Origin of the sequence: Peribacillus sp. NJ4 (assembly GCF_030348345.1) — a bacterium.
In the GTDB taxonomy this organism is placed as follows: Bacteria; Bacillota; Bacilli; order Bacillales; family DSM-1321; genus Peribacillus.
In genome coordinates this window covers 362,715-384,274 of the sequence record NZ_JAUCFQ010000001.1, presented here as the reverse complement: position 1 = coordinate 384,274, position 21,560 = coordinate 362,715, and the positions used below count along the sequence as shown (strand labels likewise).

At 38.5% G+C, this 21,560-nt stretch carries 13 protein-coding genes and 2 pseudogenes; 6 read left to right on the top strand and 9 right to left on the bottom strand.

Features of this window, described 5'->3' with window-relative positions:
* Window positions 1-13 precede the first annotated feature (13 nt).
* From QUF94_RS01890 to QUF94_RS01880, 3 genes and pseudogenes are all read right to left on the bottom strand, one after another.
* Window positions 14-811, bottom strand: a complete 798-nt coding sequence (locus tag QUF94_RS01890) for an ABC transporter permease (protein ID WP_289314364.1) — start codon at window positions 809-811, stop codon at window positions 14-16.
* A gap of 3 nt (window positions 812-814) precedes the next feature.
* Window positions 815-2,005, bottom strand: a pseudogene (locus QUF94_RS01885) (CDP-glycerol glycerophosphotransferase family protein); the annotation flags it as partial.
* A gap of 68 nt (window positions 2,006-2,073) precedes the next feature.
* On the bottom strand, window positions 2,074-4,215 hold the full coding sequence (locus QUF94_RS01880) for a CDP-glycerol glycerophosphotransferase family protein (RefSeq protein WP_289314363.1): 2,142 nt from the start codon (window positions 4,213-4,215) through the stop codon (window positions 2,074-2,076).
* 552 nt (window positions 4,216-4,767) lie between these two features.
* Here QUF94_RS01880 and tagD point away from each other — a divergent pair.
* Window positions 4,768-5,166: a glycerol-3-phosphate cytidylyltransferase gene (tagD, locus tag QUF94_RS01875; protein WP_289314362.1), complete on the top strand. Its 399-nt coding sequence runs from the start codon at window positions 4,768-4,770 to the stop codon at window positions 5,164-5,166.
* Entirely contained in the window at window positions 5,138-6,322 is a 1,185-nt protein-coding gene (locus QUF94_RS01870; RefSeq protein ID WP_289314361.1) for a CDP-glycerol glycerophosphotransferase family protein, read from the top strand. Before tagD ends, QUF94_RS01870 begins: the two co-directional genes overlap by 29 nt.
* Window positions 6,323-6,562: 240 nt before the next feature.
* On the opposite strand, the gene QUF94_RS01865 is transcribed toward QUF94_RS01870, so the two are convergent.
* Complete coding sequence (locus QUF94_RS01865) at window positions 6,563-8,122, bottom strand: glycosyltransferase (RefSeq protein ID WP_289314360.1); 1,560 nt, start codon at window positions 8,120-8,122, stop codon at window positions 6,563-6,565.
* A 1,087-nt stretch (window positions 8,123-9,209) separates the two neighbouring features.
* Here QUF94_RS01865 and QUF94_RS01860 point away from each other — a divergent pair.
* Both QUF94_RS01860 and QUF94_RS01855 read left to right on the top strand, forming a co-directional pair.
* Window positions 9,210-10,250, top strand: a complete 1,041-nt coding sequence (locus QUF94_RS01860) for a C40 family peptidase (protein WP_289314359.1) — start codon at window positions 9,210-9,212, stop codon at window positions 10,248-10,250.
* A 288-nt stretch (window positions 10,251-10,538) separates the two neighbouring features.
* Complete coding sequence (locus QUF94_RS01855; protein ID WP_289314358.1) at window positions 10,539-11,465, top strand: LCP family glycopolymer transferase; 927 nt, start codon at window positions 10,539-10,541, stop codon at window positions 11,463-11,465.
* A gap of 47 nt (window positions 11,466-11,512) precedes the next feature.
* On the opposite strand, the gene QUF94_RS01850 is transcribed toward QUF94_RS01855, so the two are convergent.
* The 3 genes from QUF94_RS01850 to secA form a co-directional block, all read right to left on the bottom strand.
* A complete protein-coding gene (locus QUF94_RS01850; RefSeq protein WP_289314357.1) occupies window positions 11,513-13,279 on the bottom strand; it encodes an LTA synthase family protein in 1,767 nt (588 codons plus the stop codon).
* Window positions 13,280-13,793: 514 nt separating this feature from the next.
* Window positions 13,794-14,276, bottom strand: coding sequence for an SLAP domain-containing protein (locus QUF94_RS01845; RefSeq protein ID WP_289314356.1), 483 nt, complete (start codon window positions 14,274-14,276; stop codon window positions 13,794-13,796).
* A complete protein-coding gene (gene secA / locus QUF94_RS01840) occupies window positions 14,270-16,651 on the bottom strand; it encodes a preprotein translocase subunit SecA (RefSeq protein WP_289314355.1) in 2,382 nt (793 codons plus the stop codon). Before secA ends, QUF94_RS01845 begins: the two co-directional genes overlap by 7 nt.
* A gap of 281 nt (window positions 16,652-16,932) precedes the next feature.
* Between secA and QUF94_RS01835 the strand changes: the two genes are divergently transcribed.
* On the top strand, window positions 16,933-18,363 hold the full coding sequence (locus tag QUF94_RS01835) for an alkaline phosphatase (protein ID WP_289314354.1): 1,431 nt from the start codon (window positions 16,933-16,935) through the stop codon (window positions 18,361-18,363).
* A gap of 119 nt (window positions 18,364-18,482) precedes the next feature.
* Here the strand turns inward: QUF94_RS01835 and QUF94_RS28700 are convergent.
* Window positions 18,483-19,067, bottom strand: a pseudogene (locus tag QUF94_RS28700) (hypothetical protein); the annotation flags it as partial.
* A 212-nt stretch (window positions 19,068-19,279) separates the two neighbouring features.
* On the opposite strand from QUF94_RS28700, the gene QUF94_RS01825 reads away from it, so the two are divergent.
* Window positions 19,280-19,438, top strand: coding sequence for a hypothetical protein (locus tag QUF94_RS01825; RefSeq protein ID WP_289314352.1), 159 nt, complete (start codon window positions 19,280-19,282; stop codon window positions 19,436-19,438).
* 39 nt (window positions 19,439-19,477) lie between these two features.
* On the opposite strand, the gene QUF94_RS01820 is transcribed toward QUF94_RS01825, so the two are convergent.
* Window positions 19,478-21,550 carry a SpoIID/LytB domain-containing protein gene (locus tag QUF94_RS01820; RefSeq protein ID WP_289314351.1) on the bottom strand — a complete coding sequence of 691 codons (2,073 nt, stop codon included), beginning with the start codon at window positions 21,548-21,550 and terminating at the stop codon, window positions 19,478-19,480.
* Window positions 21,551-21,560 lie beyond the last annotated feature (10 nt).

Genomic DNA, 21,560 nt, shown 5'->3' with positions numbered 1-21,560 from the left:
TCTCACTTCCAGTTTACTTAAAGTCAACAAAGCGATCTCTAAACCTGACATGCAGCGAGGAACCTATCAAAAACAAGATGATAATGACTGCCCAGAAATAAAGCGTATATTCCCAATGCTCTATCAGATACCATGATTCCCCCAACAATGAAGCTCGATACCCATCGACAATATAATATAGTGGATTAAGCTTCATGATATTGACTAGAATAGGGTGCTCCTTAGCATCCAATACCCAAAGGATTGGTGTTAAATAAAACAAGACTTTCATTAAGGACACGATTATATTGTGAACGTCACGAATAATGGTTGATAATGTTGAAGAGATTAAGCCAAATGAAAATAACAGCGCAACCGTCGCGACAACATAATACGGCAGTTGTATGATATAAACTGTTGGGGGGTATCCAGTAAAACCCAATAGTATGATAATGACTCCCAGCAGCATGAGATGCTGATACAACTTAGCAAAGATGACATACGAAGGAATGACACTCATCGGAAAGCTCATCTTGGATACCATATTCAGTCGGGAATAGACGGATTTAGACGTTTGGGTTATGGCAGGATTCACAAAAAACCAGACAACGATCCCTGCCATAAGCCATGGAAGGAAATTATCACCGCGATTTAAGATTATAAATCCGAATACAAACCAATAAATCGCAATCTGTATCATCGGATTGATGATTTCCCAGAGGATTCCCAGATAGTTATTGCTGTTGGCACTCTTCACCTCATAAACAGATAAACGCCTTACCAAATAAAAACTATTGATTTGTTCTTTTAAAACGGTCAAAGCTGAACTCATAAATTACACAGACCTTCCTAAAAACACTTTTTCTACGACACGGCGTGAAGCCTGGCCATCCTCGAGTGCACAAAACCGATCGTGAAAATGATTGATTTCATTGGTATTTTCATATTTCATCGTCTTGATACTATCAATGACCGCATCCGATGTTTTTACTAACAAACCAGGTGCATTCTTTTCAAAATCAAAGTAAAACCCGCGAAGCTTGTCCCTGTATTTTTCAATATCATATACATAGAAAAGCATCGGACGCTGTAAATTTGCGTAATCAAAGAATACGGATGAATAGTCCGTTATTAATAAATCCGAAATAAGATACAAATGACTAATATCTTCGTAACTGGATAAATTGTAGGCGAATCCTTGATACGCCGATAAATCCAAGTTCTCAGAAATCAAATAATGAAGACGGAGTAAAATGACATACTCCTCCCCCAATTCCTGTTTCATTCGATCCAGATCCAGTTTTATTTCAAACTTATATTTTCCCTTGCTATAAAACTCATCATCCCTCCAAGTTGGGGCATAAAGGATGATCCTTTTCTCTATTGGTATACCCAACTTCTGTTTCAATGAGTCGATTGTATCACGATTATTCCCATTGTAAAGTATATCATTACGCGGATAACCGGTTTCCAGAATTTTAGAAGCATCGACATTGAAGGCCCTGGCAAAAATTCCACTTGAATAAGCGTTCGGGGAAATTAAATAATCCCATTTACTTGATTCGGCATGAAAATTTTCTTTATATTTATCCGTCGTTGTTCCAGGCATGTGAACTTCATTCATGTCCGCCGCAAGTTTCTTTAATGGCGTCCCATGCCAAGTTTGCAAATAGATCGTGTGCTTCGGCTTCGGAATCCAAAGCGGGAGCCTGCTGTTCGTTACCCAATAACGGGCTCTAGTCATTTTAAGCAGCCAACTAAATGAAAAACGATCGAGATAAGGAATGCCAGCCTCTTCGAAATGAGCTCTGTACCTTTTATCTACGCTCCAGTACATTTTATATTCAGGATGGTGACTCTGCAAGTATTCATAAATGGCTCGTGGATTACAGCTATACTGCTTTCCTAAAAAACTCTCAAATATAACAAGCTTTTGGTCCACTGGCAATAATTTTCCTGCCATTGAAAAAGCCATTTTATAGGCGCTTGTAAGCATAGCTTTTACTTTTGTCACTATTGATGCCATAAGCCTCCCCTTTCAATAAAAGAACCGACTGTTAAACAGCCGGCATTTTCAGGATTTGAATGCCCATTCTAAACAGTAGTATTGCCCTTAGCAAACACTTCATCAACAACTCGTTTAGAAGATTGCCCGCATTCTAAATAGCAAAACTTTTGATAAAACTCTTCGAATCGTTCACTTAATTTGAAATTGCTTCTTTCGATATTTTTAATCTCTTCAATAAGTTCTTCCGTGGTTTTGGTTAAAAGACCAGGTGCCTTCTCTTCAAAATCAAAATAAAAACCCCTTAAGTTATCACGATAATCTTCTATATCATACGTAAAGAAAATCATAGGTCTTCTTAAGTTCGCATAATCGAAGAATACGGAAGAATAATCCGTCACTAGTAAATCAGATATCAAATATAGCTCACGAATGTCCTCTAAATGTGAGAAATCATAGGCGAAGCCTTCAAATTGGGAAAGATCCATATTTTGGGCCACTAAATAATGCATACGCATGATGACAATATAGGAATCGCCAAGCTCTTCCTGCATCCTCATTAAATCGAGTTCCAAATTAAACTTATACTTCCCTTTCCTGAAAAATTGATTATCCCTCCAGGTTGGGGCATACAAAATAAGTTTCTTATCGAGAGGTAGATTGAATTTTCTTTTGAGATTATTTATCGTTTCTTCATTATTCGAGTTATGCAGGAAATCATTACGGGGATAACCTGACTCAATCATCTTTCTGTCGAACTGGAACGCCCTTTGAAAAATCTCTGTGGAATATGCATTCGGCGAGACCAGATAATCCCAATTACTCGATTCCCTTAAGAAGTTCGCTTTATATTTTTTCGTATTGGTCCCAGGCATATGCACTGCATCCATATCCATCGCAAGTCGCTTAAGGGGCGTTCCATGCCATGTTTGTATATATATCGTGTGTTTAGGCTTTGGAATCCACAGCGGGAACCGTACATTGTTAACCCAATATTTCGCCCTTGTCATGATCCACAGCCATCGTATGGAAAAACGTCTGACATACTCGACGTCTTTTTGAGCAAAATACTTAACTGAAGCGCGGTCGACGCTCCATACCAATTTATATTCTGGATTATTCTCTTTCATGTACTCATATATTGCCCTAGGACTGTCGCTATACTGCTTGCCATGATAGCTTTCGAATACTGCCAATTTTTTATTGGCTGGAATAAGCAAGCTCACTACCGCAAAAGCTGATTTATACCATTTTTTAAGCCGCTTACTTCTTCGAATTTTCACCCAGTTATTTTTTGCCTTTTTGAGAAACTTTGTTTTAAAGTTATATTTAGATGCAGATAAAGAAAGGTACTTCGCTAATTTTGTTGCTTTTATTTTAATTTGTATTTTTTTATCCTGCACTTTAACAATTCGGTTTGCAGGCATATTCTTTAGATTACTGCATTTCATGCGAACGCTTCTTAGCTCTTCCAATTCGCCATTCATTTGATAGTGAAGAACTGTATAGAACATGAAATATTTAGGTTGTTCACCATTGATTTCAGATCTGAGGTCGACCTCACCTTGAAAACCGATATTTTCATGAAGCTTAACTCCAGGGAATTTTTCCGCGAGGTCTATACGGTCAATACCAGTTAACGGTATGATGACTTCTTCTTCATTTAAATTATTCCTGACGAGCAATTCAACTTTTTCGAATTTCAAATCATTAAATTGGAATAATGGTGGGTAATTAAAATGACCATTGAAATGAAGAGTGCCATCCTTTCGAAGCTCAATATCCTCAAAAAAGGAAAACATCTTATAATCGTTTGCATAAAAGGAAAGGTTTCCTTTTTTGGTCGCGAAAGGATAAAACATTTTCTTGCGATCTTCATTCAGCATCGAAAAGAAGTTCAACTGGCGATTATTACTTTTGATCCGTGTTGTTACAGGTGCATCTTCCATATGCCGAAGGATATGCAAATCCCACATTTCACCATCAACAAGGCGATCTTGCATCGCTTGATATGGCATCTTAACTTCGAATAAAAAATAATCATCCGTTTGATCTTTTACGTGAAAATCCAAATGGATTATATCATCAATGTTGTATCTATTCGTTAATATAAAAGAGTGATCTTCTATTCCCTCAAGATAACTCTTTTTTATAGCTATTTCTATATAATAAACTTCATCAATGAGACGAACATTCATCGTTTTTCTATTCTTAAAAATATAGTTCTCCATTTTGAAGAAATTCCCCTCTCGGCAGCATGCATATCATATGCTTCAAATAAGAATATTATAGGATTACAAACATCTAATTTCAAACTTACTTTTACCAAATATCATTTATTTTATAATAATGAAGCTATTTTTTCTCGAATTCCCCAATAATCAAGTTAAGAGTTCGAATTTTTTTTAATATAAGAAACCTAAACAAGTCTAGCAAAAAAATTGAATCTGGTCTATTTGCCTATCACTTTTTAACATAAATGAAATATACTTATCCTTTTAAGAATTTAGCTATGTGTTATACTTAAATTCTGATTATAACCATTTTAATATATTTATATATTCTTGATTAAGGATCAATTAAATTATAGAATAGGATCCAAAATTGTGAATTACATTACAATTTAAACAAGATTGTAAAATTTTTGTGGTTCAATTGTAAATCTTATTTGTTATAATTAAAAAGACTTCAACTTTATCATGAATTAGTCATATGACTATGTATTCTTTTTGCGACCATCAAGATTAAATATATAAATACATTTTTTTACAGGAGGAATAAACATGAAGAAAGTAATCACTTATGGAACCTTTGATTTGCTTCATTGGGGGCATATTAATCTATTAAAACGCGCTAAAGATTTAGGGGATTACCTTATCGTTGCCATTTCCACGGATGAATTTAATGCTTTAAAAGATAAAAAGGCTTACCATAGCTTTGAAAATAGAAAAATGATTCTTGAATCGATCCGCTATGTGGATGAAGTTATACCTGAAGACAAATGGGAACAAAAAAAGGAAGACATCATTCGTGAAGGTGTAGATATCTTTGTAATGGGAGATGACTGGAAAGGCCAATTCGATGAATTATCTGAAGTTTGTGAAGTGGTCTACCTTCCAAGAACAATTGGCATTTCGACTTCCCAAATTAAAGATGACCTTTTACAAGTTACTAATGGCTAAAGAATTCGCGATAGGGATTTATCTTTTTTGTTTCAAAATTTTATTCTCTATCTTTAAACTTTTCCCTTTACATGGCAAAACGACCTTTGTCACATCATTCGGGGACAATTGCCAATATATCGCAGATGAAATGGACAAGCAGGACATTTCTGTTCAAAAAGTGTTTTTAATGAAACCGAGCAGTCATATAGAAGTTAAGGACGATGGGAAAACCATCGTCCTTCCGTTTGAATCTAAAAATATCATTGCCATGTTCCGATCCATTTATCATCTCGCTACATCAAAATGGATTATCATTGATAATTATTTTGGCTTTCTTTCAGCCATTTCATTCAAAAAGCAAGTGACATGTGTACAAGTCTGGCATGCGGCAGGTGCCGTTAAGCAATTCGGGGCAAAAGACCCTTCCATTCAAAACCGTTCTGCCGGTGCAAGGAAAAGATTTTTAGAGGTATATAAAAAATTTGATTATGTTACGGCAGGTTCAGAGAGAATGGCGGAAATTTATCAAGAAAGCTTTCAACTACCGACATCCCATATCCTAAGGACCGGGATACCTCGGACCGATTTCTTTTTCAATGATGAAGCCAAAAAAACTGCACGCAGTGCATTGCTAGCCAAGTATCCAGAACTTGAGCATAAGAAAATCATGTTATATGCCCCTACATTCCGTAATGACGGCTTGAACAATGGAGAGATTGCACTCAATTTGGAATTGCTCTACAAGGAACTTCAGGGTGAAAATTATGCGTTATTACTTAAACTGCATCCTGCCGTAAAAGCAGAGCATGATTTACGACATAAATTCCCAGGGTTCGTTTATCCTGTCAATAGTGAATTTCACGTAAATCAACTGCTGATCAGTACGGATCTTTTGATAACGGATTACTCTTCGATTCCATTTGAATTCTCTTTTCTGGAAAGACCAATGATATTCTTTGCATATGACTTAGAATATTATATGCAGGAACGGGGATTCTGGGAGGATTACTCCTCTTCCATGCCCGGATCGGTAGTATCTACCACAGAAGAGCTCTTAAGGAAAATCCGCGCCGCCGATCACCCATTAATGAAAATCGCTCCCTTTAACCAAAAATGGAATCAATACTCTACAGGAAATTCGAGTAGGAATTTAGTTGATTTCCTTTTTAAATAAAACCGGGGCTATTCCAAAAGTCAGGAAAATAAATAGGGGCGCCCCCCTTTTTGTGGTGTTCGCCGCTTTTCTTTTCGGGGCTTAACGAAGTCTAAACGGAGTTTAACATTGCTGAAGATAGCTGGCTTCCTCCAGCTACTCTCAATAAAGAATTATTAAAATAGAAAAACAGGTGAAGAAAAACGAAATGTTTTTCTTCACCTGTTTTATTTTAGGAACTTATAAGACAGGTCTATTTAGTCATTTATATGCATAAACGCCAAGCTTAGCTTTTTTATTTTTTACCGCTGTTTCGATAGTGTCAACCCATTTATCTGTATATTGCTGCTCATTGAATCGTTCTTTCATATCCTTAACCGCATTCTTACCCATATTCAAAGCAGCTTTTTTGTTTTCAAACATCCAAATCATCTTCTCGGAGAGTTGATCGATATTGCCATTCTCTATTATAAATCCAGTTTCCTCATTAATAATGAGATCCCGTGGGCCGTAGTTAATATCATAACTAATCATGGGCGAACCATTTGACATGCTTTCCAGAATGCCCAATGAGAAGCCTTCACTTTTACTTGTTACTACAGAGAACAAGGCTTTTTGATAAAGCTTACCCGGATCATTCGTATATCCTTTAAGGAAGACATGATTTTGTAAGTCTAGTTCCTTAATCAGTTTTCTTAAATTCGGTTCTTCATTACCTAAGCCCCATATCTCCAATTTGGCTTTTGGTATACGATTGACTACTTTTTTGAAGGCTTTTATTGAATGGTCGATTCTTTTCAAAGTGGAGAATCGACTAATGATGACAGCTAAGTTATCAGCTTTCTTAAAAGAACTGAACGCGAAATCTTTCATATAATGAGGAATCACTCGAATATTATCTTTTTTGCCAAAGCGTTCCTCCAAATCAACCTTTTGTGATTCCGTTAATAACAAAGCTACATCCAGTTCATCGATGGCTTCTAAAGTAGGAGCGATTTTTACACCAATTTCACCGTCTACATTATATGGCGGTTTAACATGATTACTATGGAGTCTCCATATCTTAATTGCTTTTTCCAGTTTGACATTCATCATGACTGGATCGGATGTTCTGGCATCACAAACTAAAACAGGGTAATCATAGTCTTTTATGATGCTCTCCACCCATTTGATTTTTAGATCCAACTCATTCGTATGAACGGATAGTAGCACACCATTTGAATTGAAGTGGTTTACGCGGTTCGTTTTTCCATTCTTAGGGTTGGACCATACGGACAAGTAAGCTTGTCCTTTGTCATCAAAATAGATCTTTTGCCTTGGCTTATTCAATTCGAAATCCATGTAGGCGACTTTCCTTAGATAACCGTATTCATCATACTCCTCACGTTTTGTACGATAACGTTGTTCATTAAAGTAATCAAGGAAACTCACTTTGTTTTCTTTATCATAATTTATATAAGTTGTATATAATCCATTCTCATATGCTCTATATGCATTAAAACCGGCACGTTTGTCCAATACTGCATTAAACTCTTCAATCCGTTTAATGGTTTCAATTTCCTTCTGCTGTAACGTACTTCTGTTTGTAAGGCTTAACGATTCAAACATATTCAAAAGTTTGATACGCTTGTCAATCTTACCCTGTTTAATTAGTTGTTGAATGATCGTGTTATATCGGGGATTGAAGTTAAAGGTAAGGATGTAGGTTTCATAACCTAATTCTGCAAATAAGTTAGCTTGTAGAAGTGCGGCCTTTGTCATTCCACCCCGATTAACGTCCAACGAGTTTAATAAGCAAAACATCGTCGCGCGACTTTCCATTTTAAAACCTCCTGAATTAATAACTATAGAATCATTGTCTGAATTTGCTAAGAGCTTTATACTTTAATGTTACTAAGTTTGGTGATTAAAGTAATTTCTTAAGTAAAGTTTAGGAATAGGTCACCAACTGTTTGAATTCACTTAAATTTAATGCTCGTTGTCATACCAAACTTTATTATGCCCCTCTGATACTAAAAAAGCAGAACATTAGACCTAGCAATCCAAATAATCGCAGAGAGGGAACAGAAAAACATCTAAAGAGTTTGATTGCTTTCATCCTTAACCGACTTTTCTGCCTCATTTAGTTGGATGACTTTTTTAACGTAGGCGCTACCGAAAGAGTAAAAAAAGGGAACACGAATGATGGGGATCCCCCAAAAGTCAGGAAAATGACTTTAAGGAACAATACCCTTTTTTCATGAAATTAATGCACAAAAAAATCGCCCTTTTTAGTAAATGAAGTTTCCAACAAATACAAAAGTCGATTTTTTATGCAAAGATTACTACAGAAAATTATAACTTGGGAACAAACTTCACTACCAATCTCCAATCAAGAGGAAAGAAAAAACTACGATTAAAACAGGTATGGATTTAGCCCATGAGTTCACATGAGCGACCCCAAAAACGAACCTTCACACCAACTTTTATTCCCTACAACAATCAACAAGCCACTGTGATCTTTGATATTCAAAAACTCAGTCCAGTTAAAAAAAATGAGTAAAATTAGTGCGGGAAGATTTCAGCCCACGATTAGTGAAATACTAACAAAATAACGCACTATTTCTGATAGAAATTGTTATTCGAAAACCAATAACCCATCATTAAAAGAAGGAATTACCTAAATGAAGATGGAAATGTACATTATAAAAACAGGGCTATTTTTACAGGGACTGACAAATTAATTACACGAATCCAAATTGTGAAAAAAGACTCACATTATAGAAAATATTGTAGATTACATTACTCAAATCCAACCAATATAAACCAGTAAAATACTACTATTTTCCCCTTGTAACAAAAATGTAATATGTTTTAACCCTTTTGATTTGTTAGAATAGGGAAAAAGACATATTCGAGGTGGAAAACCGTGAAAAAAAGTGTAGTCGCATTTTCGACATTAGCCATTTTATCTTCGACTTTTGTTTCTCCTGCCCTTGCCAGTACATATACAGTCAAAAGCGGTGATAACTTAAGTAAAATCGCCCAGAAGCATAATACGACAGTAAAAGACTTAAAACAGCTTAATAACTTAAAAACAGACTTTTTGAGTATTAACCAAAAATTAATTATATCCAACTCCAAAACCACATCAAATGATTCTTCAGTCTCCTTGAAAAAAACAAAGAATACTACATATACCATTGTTTCAGGTGATACCTTAACCAGGATAGCAAACAAGCATAACCTTACACTTGCTGAATTGATGAAATTGAATAATTTAAAATCCGATAGAATTTATGCGGGTGCTAAACTTATCGTATCTAAATCAACCACTACCACCACCATTGATCTACCCAGCAGCTCCAAGCCATCTAATGTTACTCAGACCCCAGCCAATTCGTCTACATACATTGTGGTAAAAGGGGACACACTTTCCAAGATCTCCAGAAAAACCAACTTGACTGTAGCCCAGCTTAAATCAATCAACTCGTTAAAGTCTGATCTAATCAGAGTGGGCCAAAAACTAAAATTAGGTAAATCGGCAAGTACAGCCTCTCCAGGTAAACATGATGATGGAAATGTGGAAGCTCCAAGTTCCGGGAACAAAGTAACCAAGCTCGTTTCTGAAGCAAAGAAATTAATTGGAACACCGTATTCGTGGGCGGGCGCCTCTCCATCAGGTTTCGATTGCAGTGGATTTATTTACTATACGTTCAAAAAGGCTGGATATGAAGTTTCCAGGCTTTCATCTTCCACATATTATGATATGGGTAAAATTGTTACTTCACCGAAAAGTGGCGACCTTATCTTCTTTGCAACGGGTTCCAACAAATCAGTGGTAAGCCATATGGGAATTTACTTGGGTGGCGGACAGTTCATTCATGCCTCATCAAGTAAGGGAGTAACAATCAGTTCTACTTCAAACTCTTATTTCAAAAGTAGAATCATAGGATATAGAAGTTTATAAGATTTACATGCCAGACTTTATCTTAAAGTCTGGCAATCTTATGTAGAGATTCACACCTTCTTTTTATTCATGGTTATATAATTAAAAAAATTCGATTGATAAGATAGCGAAGGAATTCAGTATCTGAGAATCCTTCGTTTTTTTACTGTTAATACAGGTAAATATGCACTCTAAGTACAAAAAGAAACTATTCTATTTTTGACAAAAAAAAGGTATAGTTAAAAACATACCAACTAGGTATTTTTTCGCACCTTCCATTTTATGGGATGGTTCAAGGGGGAATATTAGATGAGATCCGAACATAAAAAAAAGAAAAAGAAACGTAAAACGTTTAAAATAATCGGCTTCACCCTTCTTATCCTTATCATTGGCGCAGGTACTTATGGAGCTTCAGTTTATCAATCGTTAGCCGGAGCGATTCAAACTATGCAGGGTACAGAGCACAAAACGGATAAGCGTGTAGATGACATCAAGTTCAAAAGCAAAGATCCATTTTCATTACTCATTCTTGGCGTGGATGAAAGGAAAAATGACTCAGGTCGATCAGATACGATGATTGTCATGACGGTTAATCCTAAAAAAGAATCCATTGAATTATTGAGTTTACCCAGAGATACGCGTACAGAAATCATCGGTAAAGGCATAAATGATAAAATGAACCATGCCTATGCATATGGCGGAGTTTCCATGTCGATAAACACAGTGGAAGCCTATATGGATATTCCGATTGATTATTACGTCAAAATGAATATGGAAGGCTTTCAGGATATTGTGAATGCTGTAGGTGGCATCACAGTTGATAATGATATGGACCTTGCCTATAAAGGGTTTAATTTTAATAAAGGCACAATCGACTTAAATGGTAAAGAGGCATTGATTTATTCCCGAATCCGCAAGGAAGATCCCCGCGGAGATTATGGACGGCAAATGCGGCAACGCCAGGTTATCCAAGCTGTCATGAAAAAAGGGTCAAGTCTCTCAACACTTACCAATTATGACGATATATTCGAAGCACTAGGTAAAAACGTTGAGACCAATTTAAGTTTCAATGAAATGTTGAGTATCCAAAATAACTATAAATCATCCCTAAAAAATATTGAACAATATACTCTTGAAGGTGACAATCAAAAGGTAGATGGCGTTTGGTACAACATCGTTCCGGAAGATACAAAACTTGAAGCCCAAAACCGTGTGAAAACACATCTGGGATTATAATGGGGGGAGGATGGCTTTAATAGCCATCCTCTTTTTTTACCTTTTGGTCAATCCTTCGTTTTTTTAAAATAATCGGAACGTATCACTTGGTCACTCAGATCAATCTCCTTTTGGTCTTCTGGTGAAAATCCTTCGACCTTGCCTTCTTCATTAATTTTCATTTGAGAGCCATAATCTCCTTTTAATATCAAAGCATCACCTTTTTCGTCATTAAGCATGCTCTCTCCAAAGTATGAAGAACTCTTAATATTGAACAGATCACATAGAGTTGGTAAAATATCGATTTGGCCCGCTACCTTATCAATCGTTCTTCCTTTCATATCCTCCTGATAAATGATCACGGGAATGGGCATATATTTTTCAATCCACTGCTCATCGCTAATTTTACTACCGTAATACGCTTCAACCTCGTGTTTATCTTTTAAAAATATCCCATCATGATCTCCGTAAATGACAATCACGCTGTCTTTCAATTTCCCGTCATCCTTCAACTTCTTTACGAAATCCCCGATGGCTGAATCCGTATAATGAATTGCTTCAAAATATTTAGATAGATAACTGCCCTCTTTTCCAACTTCAGGCTTCAATGTTATCTGTTCCTTCGGTAGCGAAAAAGGGACATGGCTGGTCAATGTAACGAAAAAAGCGTAATAGGGATTTTGTTTATCTTTTAATAAATCATAGCTTTGATTGAAGAAACTGCGGTCTCCCAAGCCCATCGAAATCATCTCATCTTGCTTCATGTCCTCTATGGAAAAATAGTCATCAAACCCTAGTGAGGGATATGCATGCTGCCTATTCCAAAAGTCTTCTTCATCCCCGTGGAAAGCATAACTTTGATAATCCGACTTCTTTAATTCTTTAGCAAGACCCGGAAAATCATTATAAGGGAACCGAAAAAAGGTCGCGCCTTGCTTTAAAGGAAATAAACCGGTATTCACGATCAGCTCTCCATCAGATGAATTTCCAAATACGGTCTGTGGATATACATGCGGGAAGTACAAACCCTCCTTCGCCAATTCATTCATGAATGGTGTGACCTCCTGTCCGGCACTCCTTTGAAATAGCGGAAACGCCTGTAAAGATTCCACTTGGATGATAATGAGATTCTTCCCCTCCAATGAGCCTGAAAAGGCATGATCCTTTATTTTCTTTTTATTGAAGTAATCAGAAACGGCCTTCTTTTCTTTCGAAGACATTCCATGCCCTCCCGAGTCAGTAAAGTAGGCATACGTGTCCAATACGTGATGACCGATCGGGCCCCAGTTTCGCAAAAAGGTATTCGCCTCATAACGCCGGGTTATATCCACCTTGTCGATAAAAATATTCTTTACCGGCTTAAGCCCTGCTATCATCAGGAAAATCACGGCCGGTATAAGTGCCATATGCTTGAGGGGGTATTTTTTCTTCACGAATGATTCTGCAATTGGAATGCCTACCAGAAGAAAGATAGAATCTTTCATTTCCATCATACTGAATATACTTTCACCAAGCCCATTCAGATTGCTTTTTTGCATCCACATATAGGAAGTTATAGGTGTCGAGTAATAGCGATAAAACCAGATGTCCCCAAGGAAAAAGACCATGATCGAAAGAAGGAGGACAGAAAAAATGATGCCCTTTAGGATCCAATTCGGTATCCATTCCTTCAGATAAACAATAAAACCGGCAACACCGATGATTATCGTAATAATCCCGATAGAAAGATCATTACCCATCCTATCATTCGTATAAATGAAAAGTATGGCCACGATTGAAATGGACAAAATCTCAAATAGCCTCTCCTTCAATCGCTGATTTAGGTTATTCTTCATGCTCCAGCCACTTTCCTCTTCATTATTTCCAGGCCATCGTTACGCCTGATTACGGAAGATTACTTATAAATATTACTTAGCGTTACCATTTATGAGAAATTGCAGACAGAAAACAGCATTAAGTTGTCAAACCAGTCTTAATGCCTTCCCTCATAAACAAGAGCCTTCATCTATAGATGAGGGCTCAGACTGTAGACAAACTCGAGAAAAGCAAGTTTATTATTTAATAAACTTCAGTTGTTTTCAGAAATTGCTTCGAGAGGAGTGTCACAAATTTCTTCAATCCAGTGAGGGTTTCATCCCATATAAACCAGTAAAAAATCAAGGAGCATAACCCCTTCCCGTTTTTATAATTCGGGTAATACTTCCCTCGATAAAATCGTGAAAGGGATTCGGGATGAGACCATTCCGCACCCTATTTTGTCGACAAACTGGTATAGATGAGGGCTTTTCAACATACTTAATCATTTCTTTTCATTCCGGTTGCCGCCAATTCATGTGAGTGTTTTTCCTACTATCTCTTCCATTCAAAAGCAATCTTCCAATCTTCATCAGGAATCGATTCTGCCAACATATCCCCTTCTTCGAATAAGAAACGCCATGGCATGCTTGAAAGTGCCGGTATCTCCCCCAGATTTGATAGATCGAATGCCTTTTTTGCCAATAATTTTCCGTTCCCATCCACTAACAATAAATCCACGATATCAAACCGGACTGCTTTCTCCAATGAATTTCGGAGAAAAGCAACTATGATTACATCATCCTCTACCCTAGTCAGCTTAACGCCGGATATTGAAATTTGATTCGGTTTTAATGCAGCCAGCCTTTGATGGTGGAATCTATATACATATTCCTCTTGCTTGGAAATTTCCCATTCCTTGTGAAACATCAGGGCAGTATGAACAGCGTCCTGATTGAGTACCTCACGTTCATCTATAGTTAAATGGTTTTTCTTTTCATTAACCCTTATATCCCTTTTTCCAAATAAACTCACCATTCTTCACTCTCCAAAGCAGCTTCATCTTCCTGATTGCTATTCATATATTCCATAAAACGGATGCTTATCTCCGACTCGATTATACTTAAGAGAAGGTTGAATTGGCTAAGTGCCACTTTTTCAAACAACATATATGGGTCCTGTTGACCATATCCGCTTAAACCAACGCCTTCCTTCATACTACTCATTTCGTCCAAATGATTCATCCAATTTGTATCAATATGCTGCAGCATGAAAGCACGTAACTGATTTCCCCATTCTGCATCGTCTTGAAAAATTACTAGCATCGATTCCAATTCACCTAAAGCATCCAATGCTTTTGCTTCAACTAAATGACCTTCCAAATCCTTCAAATCACTTGCCTGCCAATCCAAAGACAGGAAAACAAGGGAAAGCTCATCAATAAAGGCGGAGGAATCAGGCTCTGCTAGATGTTCAGGGGAATGTTTCTCTATGAGACGACGAACGTATTTTTCGATATATTCTAGTAATATGGCCGACATCCGTCCAGAATCCCAATCAAGAATCCTATCTCTCATCGCATAGATGATTTTTCTTTGCTCATTTAATGCATGTTCTAACTTCAACAAATGGTAACGACTTGATTGATGCATCTGCTCTATCGTTTCCTGCACCCTTTTCACGAATTTATCGGGTGCAGGGCCCACAACCAATCCATTTTCGTCCGTTTTGATTTTATTTATATACCGTTCGATCTCTTCTTCATCATAGTAATCAAACAAATCATCTTCCAAGGAAATGATGAATTGTGTTGAACCTGGATCACCCTGCCGGCCGGAACGTCCCCTTAGCTGCATGTCAATCCGACTGCTCTCGTGTCGCTCCGTACCGATGATATGAAGGCCGCCTAATTCCTTGACAGCATCATCCAGCACTATATCCGTTCCTCTCCCAGCCATGTTCGTAGCCAGCATGACTTGATTTTTTTGCCCGGCATTGGCGATGATTTCCGCTTCATCCTCTTCCGTCTTCGCATTAAGGATTTTATGCTTAATTTTCCCCTTATCTAAATGAACCGAAATTTTTTCAGATTGTTCAATGGAGGTCGTCCCGATCAGAATAGGTCTGCCTTCTTCATGAATCCGTTTTACTTCCGTGACGATTTTGTTGATTTTGCTGATTTCATCCTTATAGATCAAATCAATCTCATCCACTCGAATAATAGGCTTATTAGTTGGAATTTCAATGACGGGGAGCTGATATGTTTCCTGGAATTCCGACTTTGATTGCACAGCACTGCCTGTCATCCCGGACATTGAATGATATAAACGAAAATAATTTTGGATGGTTATCAACGCCTGTGTTTCATTCTCTTCGGAAATCTCCAAGCCCTCATTTGCCTCAATTGCTTGATGAAGCCCATCACTGAAGCTTCGCCCTTCCATCACCCTGCCTGTGAATTTATCGATTAATGCAATCCTTCCATCCATGACAATGTAGTCCACATCCAATTTCATGATTGCGTGGGCTTTAAGCGCCTGTGTGACATTATGCAATAACTCTTGATGATCCAGACCATACAGATTGTCGATACCAAAAGCCTCTTCAATCTTGGAAGCCCCTTGATCCGTGAAAAAGGCAGCCTTTGACTCAGTGAAAATCTCGTAATCATCATTTTCTATATATGACTTCATGATTTGTGCGGTGATCTGGTGAAGCTCGGTTCCGTCGCTTGCCTTGCCCGCAATGATTAATGGTGTCCTCGCTTCATCAATCAGGATGCTGTCAATCTCATCGACAATGGCAAATCGGTGTCCTCTTTGAACCTTTTCTTCTCTTCGGAAAACCATATTGTCACGCAAATAATCGAAACCGAACTCTGTTGCCGTTCCATACGTGATATCTGCCCCATAAGCTTCACGTTTTGCAGTAGGCCCCATTTGGGAAATGTTCAAACCGACCGTCAACCCTAGAAATTCATGAATTTTTCCCATTAACTCTTTATCACGTCTGGCCAAATATTCATTGGCCGTAATAATATGGACACCATTCCCGTACAGTGCATGTAAATAGCTAGGCAAGGTAGCGACAAGTGTCTTCCCCTCTCCCGTATTCATTTGTGCAATGCCCCCTTCACTCAGGACAAAGCCGCCTGCAAGCTGGACATCATGGTGCCTAAGGTTCAACACTCGTTTAGAAGCCTCCCTTACTACCGCAAAAGCTTCGGTTTGTATATCCGATATATTTTTACCAGCATCCAATAAGCTTTTAAATCTATCCTTCATTCCGCATAATTCTTGATCAGAATACCTTTCATATTTACCCTCTAGTCGATTCACATCTTCTACCAACTTATAAATTCTCTTTAAGTCTTTAGAGCTTTCTTTGAAGAACTTTTTCATACTGGATAGCATAGGGTTTTCTCTCCTATTATTTCAATTGAACTCTAGTGAAATTATATCAGTTATATATTTACTGTTTATAAATTATTACCTATATATTGAAATTATATAGAAGGTTTTTTCACCCTTCCTTCTTTTATTCCAATATTGTAAAAGTTATAAAAGCTACAGTCATCCTAGTCCAGTCTGGATGAAATTCACATAGAAAATTAATGCTCCTTCCTATCAGGAAGGGGTTTTTTTATCGATTTAAACAAATAATAGGAAGACTTTCACCCAATGGAGGATTCCAGATGAATAAGACATCCACAAGATTCATTCTTAAACTTACACAGCCTCATCACTTTGGATTACTCGTTCTTATCTGCATTATTTGCATGGCCTCTCCTATTCAAGCAGAGATCAAAAACGCCCCCAAGAATGTCATATTGCTGATTGGCGACGGCATGGGGTTAGGTGCAATAGAAATTGCCCGACAATTGGAATACGGAAAGACAGGCGTTTTGCATTTGGAAAAACTGGAGCACATTGCCCTGATGCGCACGTATTCCGCCAATAATTACGTCACTGACTCGGCAGCAGGAGGGTCCGCGATTGCCACTGGAATAAAAACCAACAATGAATCGATCGGTGTCGATGTCAATGGTTCCGAGGTAGATAGTGTATTGGATGCATTTCAGGCGAATGGAAAAAAAGTCGGGATCATTTCAACCAATATGGTAGTCGATGCCACTCCTGCTGCCTTTGGTGCAAGTGTGTCTAACCGGTGGACAGGCGGCGCGAATATCGCGAGGCAGCTCTTTGAGAACCGGATAGACGTCATTCTCGGCGGAGGTGCCAGCTATTTCGGGGCAGATAAGCAAAATGGCGAGGATTTAATCACTAAATTTAGAAAAGCAGGCTATGGGATTACAACCACTAAAGAAGAGCTTAGTTCCATTAATAAAACGGAAAAACTATTAGGGTTATTTCACCCTACCTATATGAATTTTAAGCTGGATAAAGAAGTATTACATTCACAAGAGCCATCTCTACCCGAAATGACATCCAAAGCGATTGATATTTTATCTCAGGGGGATAAGGGATTCTTCCTGATGGCTGAAGGTGCTCGTATTGACCACATGGAGCATGCAGCCGATATCACTGGAATATGGAAGGAAACGATCGAGTTTGACCAGACCGTCAAAGAGGTTGTGAATTGGGCAAAAAATAGAAATGATACTTTGATTGTTGTGCTTGCAGACCACGAAACAATGGGGACCTCCGCATCTGAGACCATGGATATCCCTGCATTGAAAAAAATCAGGGTTTCTTCTGAATATATGTCCAAACAGCTTACATTCAATAAAAATAACGAAATCAATCCAGAAAGTGTCGTTTCCACATTCAAGAAGTATGCACATATATCCCTTACGGATCAGGAAGTTCATCAATTCATCGCTAACGTTAGAAAGAATAGAACGCTTGTCTATCCACAGCATCAAATTGATTGGGAAATCGGAAGCACCATCGCCAAGCATCATAAGGCAGGTGTAGCTGATCGAAGCATAAGGGCTGCCAGTTCCACAGGAGGGCACACCGCCAATATGATACCCGTTTTTGCTTCGGGTCCAGGAAGTGAAGCCTTTGATGGGGTCATTGAAAATACGGATGTTTCGAAAATCATCACAAAAGCCGCCGGTGTTCCGTTCACACCCGGTCAGCATAAAACAAAAGAAGAATGAATTCATTCTTCTTTTAAGATGGTTCTCCTGTCTCATTAACTGATTTTTTCGGTATTCATTTCTATTGAGGTGCGTTAACTCAAGTTTTGGGGGATTTCTCCGAAGTTTGGGCCAATTACTCACGAAATTGTGCGATATTCCTGAAGTTTTGCGCTGTTTACTCGTGAGTTTGCGCTTTTTACTCGTGAGTTTGCGCTGTTTACTCGTGAATTCGTGCTGTTTACTCGTGAGTTTGCGCTGTTTACTCGTGAGTTTGCGCTGTTTACTCGTGAGTTTGCGCTTTTTACTCGTGAATTCGTGCTGTTTACTCGTGAGTTTGCGCTGTTTACTCGTGAATTCGTACTGTTTACTCGTGAGTTTGCGCTGTTTACTCGTGAATTCGTGCTGTTTACTCGTGAGTTTGCGCTGCTTACTCGTGAGTTTGCGCTGTTTACTCGTGAATTCGTGCTGTTTACTCGTGAGTTTGCGCTGTTTACTCGTGAATTCGTGCTGTTTACTCGTGAGTTTGCGCTGTTTACTCGTGAATTCGTGCTGTTTACTCGTGAGTTTGCGCTGTTTACTCGTGAATTCGTGCTGTTTACTCGTGAGTTTGCGCTGTTTACTCGTGAATTCGTACTGTTTACTCGTGAGTTTGCGCTGTTTACTCGTGAGTTTGCGCTGTTTACTCGTGAGTTTGCGCTGTTTACTCGTGAATTCGTGCTGTTTACTCGTGAGTTTGCGCTGTTTACTCGTGAGTTTGCGCTGTTTACTCGTGAGTTTGTGCGTCTACTCGTGAATTTGGGCTTTTTACTCGTGAGTTTGCGCTGTTTACTCGTGAATTCATGCTGTTTACTCGTGAGTTTGCGCTGTTTACTCGTGAGTTTGCGCTTTTACTCGTGAATTTGGGCTTTTTACTCTGAGTTTGCGCTTTTAACTCGTGAGTTTGCGCCTTTTACTCGTGAGTTTGCGCTTTTTACTCGTGAGTTTGTGCCGTTTACTCGTGAGTTTGCGCTTTTTACTCGTGAATTCGTGCTGTTTACTCGTGAGTTTGCGCCTTTTACTCGTGAATTTGATGAAGAACCTTAACCATATATAAAGGAACAAAAAAAGACGCCATAAATGACGTCTTAATCATTCATTTTTTCACATGTTTTTTTACAACATACCCAATCTGGCTTCCCTTTTTCACTTTATACCACTCATCTTGTTGAGCTAGGATCGTTACGGTTTGATCCTTGTATAGTTTCCCGATCGTTTCAGAAGAATTATTTCTATTTTCTTTAATAGATAATGCGTTTGCTGTCACGATTCCCGTCGTCTTCCTAATGGGGATTTTCGTTGAAACGGTTTTCTTATTGTCACTCCCATCCTTAGCGGTGATTGTCACCGTGAACATCCCGTTGTTCATATTTTTGAAATCCCAGGTTGCCGATTGCCTGCCTTTAATGACCTGCCTTTCGGAAAGGGTGCCAACCGCTTTGCCCTTACTGTTCTTGATTTCCACTTTCACTTTAGAGTTTTCATTTATTGTATACGTTATGTTCGCTTTCTCGGTACTGTAATTTCCAGAAATTTTGACATCGGTGATTTTCGGTACCGACGTATCCTTACTAATCTTAATCACCATTGTTGCCGAACCTTCATTACCGCTTCGGTCCATTGTTGATATTTCCGCTCCATATGTACCGTCACTTACCGCTTTCGTGTTCCAGATTACTGAATGGGTACCTTTTTTCATTGTTTGGTCACGAACTGGGTTAGTTAGGGCTTTCCCTTTACTATCTTTAATCGTGAGTGAAACTACAGCATCTTCTTTAAGGGAATAAGTGATTCCAACTTCATCCTTTTCATGATCCGTCTTCGCTTTCATGTTTATTGAATTCGGTGCCGCCTTCACGTCAAGATCCGTTTTAGCTCCAGCCCCTACTTTTCCATATTCCTTTTCTATATTAGTGTTAGGGTAATAAAATGCCAAAATCTCTTGATACGATTGACCTGCTTCCGCTCTGTTTTTCGCTCCAAACTGACTTAGCCCGACCCCATGTCCGTATCCTGACCCTTCAATTGCAATTCTGGAAGGATTGGAAGATGAATGGTCAACCAGATAGCTTTTCATCACACCTTGTCCCACCATGCCCCTGATTTTGGAAGCCGCTACATTGGTAAGGTTAATCTTTTGCTCCAAAAGGCTCCCCCTGTCATCAACAAGATCCCTTACATAGAATTTCAGTTGGATGGAGCCTTTCGTAACCCGGCCTCCCGTTTTTTTATCGGTAAATGTTAAGACGGGAATCTCCGTTATTTTAATATCTTTATTCGCATATCCATTATTATTCAGCCAAACCTTGAGCCTAGGTACAACCGCTTTATCTTTTTCCTGTACACTTGTCCACCATTCATCCGGATTAGATAAATCTTTTTTTGACAGGTCGATTTGCTGCTTGTCCAGCGTTATCGCCCAATTGGTTTTTGGATCATAGGAATCTTCTTTTATAGTTAAATATGCAAGAGGATTACCACTTGACCAAACATTTGAATTCGATTCGGTCATGCCTCCATTACTTGAGGAAAAGAACGCTTCGATTATTTCATCATCTTGTTTGATTACCATACCCGTTGTCTGATCAATGGCAGAATTAGTTTGGTAGTGACCGTCCGCCCCTCCATATACTTGGTAAGAAACCGTATCATCAATTAATGTGGATTGATGGCGAAGAGCATAAGTCCGAGCGGCAATCGCCTGTGCTTTTAAGGCTTCGGCATGCCATAGTGCAGGCATCTCCCGCGGCACAACGCCCTTTAGATAATCTTCAATGTAAACATGATTGATTGGCCGAATGTAACCGCCCTCCACTGTAAATGAAAATGAGCCTGGATACGGCCGGCCGTTTATGGACAATGAAGCATCTGGTTTAACAGGGATTATCTTGAAGGAAGCATAAGCTCCCGCTTTCTTAGAACCTTTGTAAACGGCAATTTTTGCTGACTCCACTTTCAAAGTCAGATCTTCACCCGCCTTGATGAATATCTCTCCCCCTGAAGTACGGTAGTCCCCGGTTGCCGTTAATTTGACACTGGTTTGATTCCCTAAGTAATTCTTCAGTTTCACTTCCATCGTTGTATTCTCTTCCGTTGCCGTTGCTTCAGGAGAAGGAAATGCAGAAAAAATGATAAAGAAAGCAATAAACAAATATTTTAAACTCCTCATTCCTTTTCAT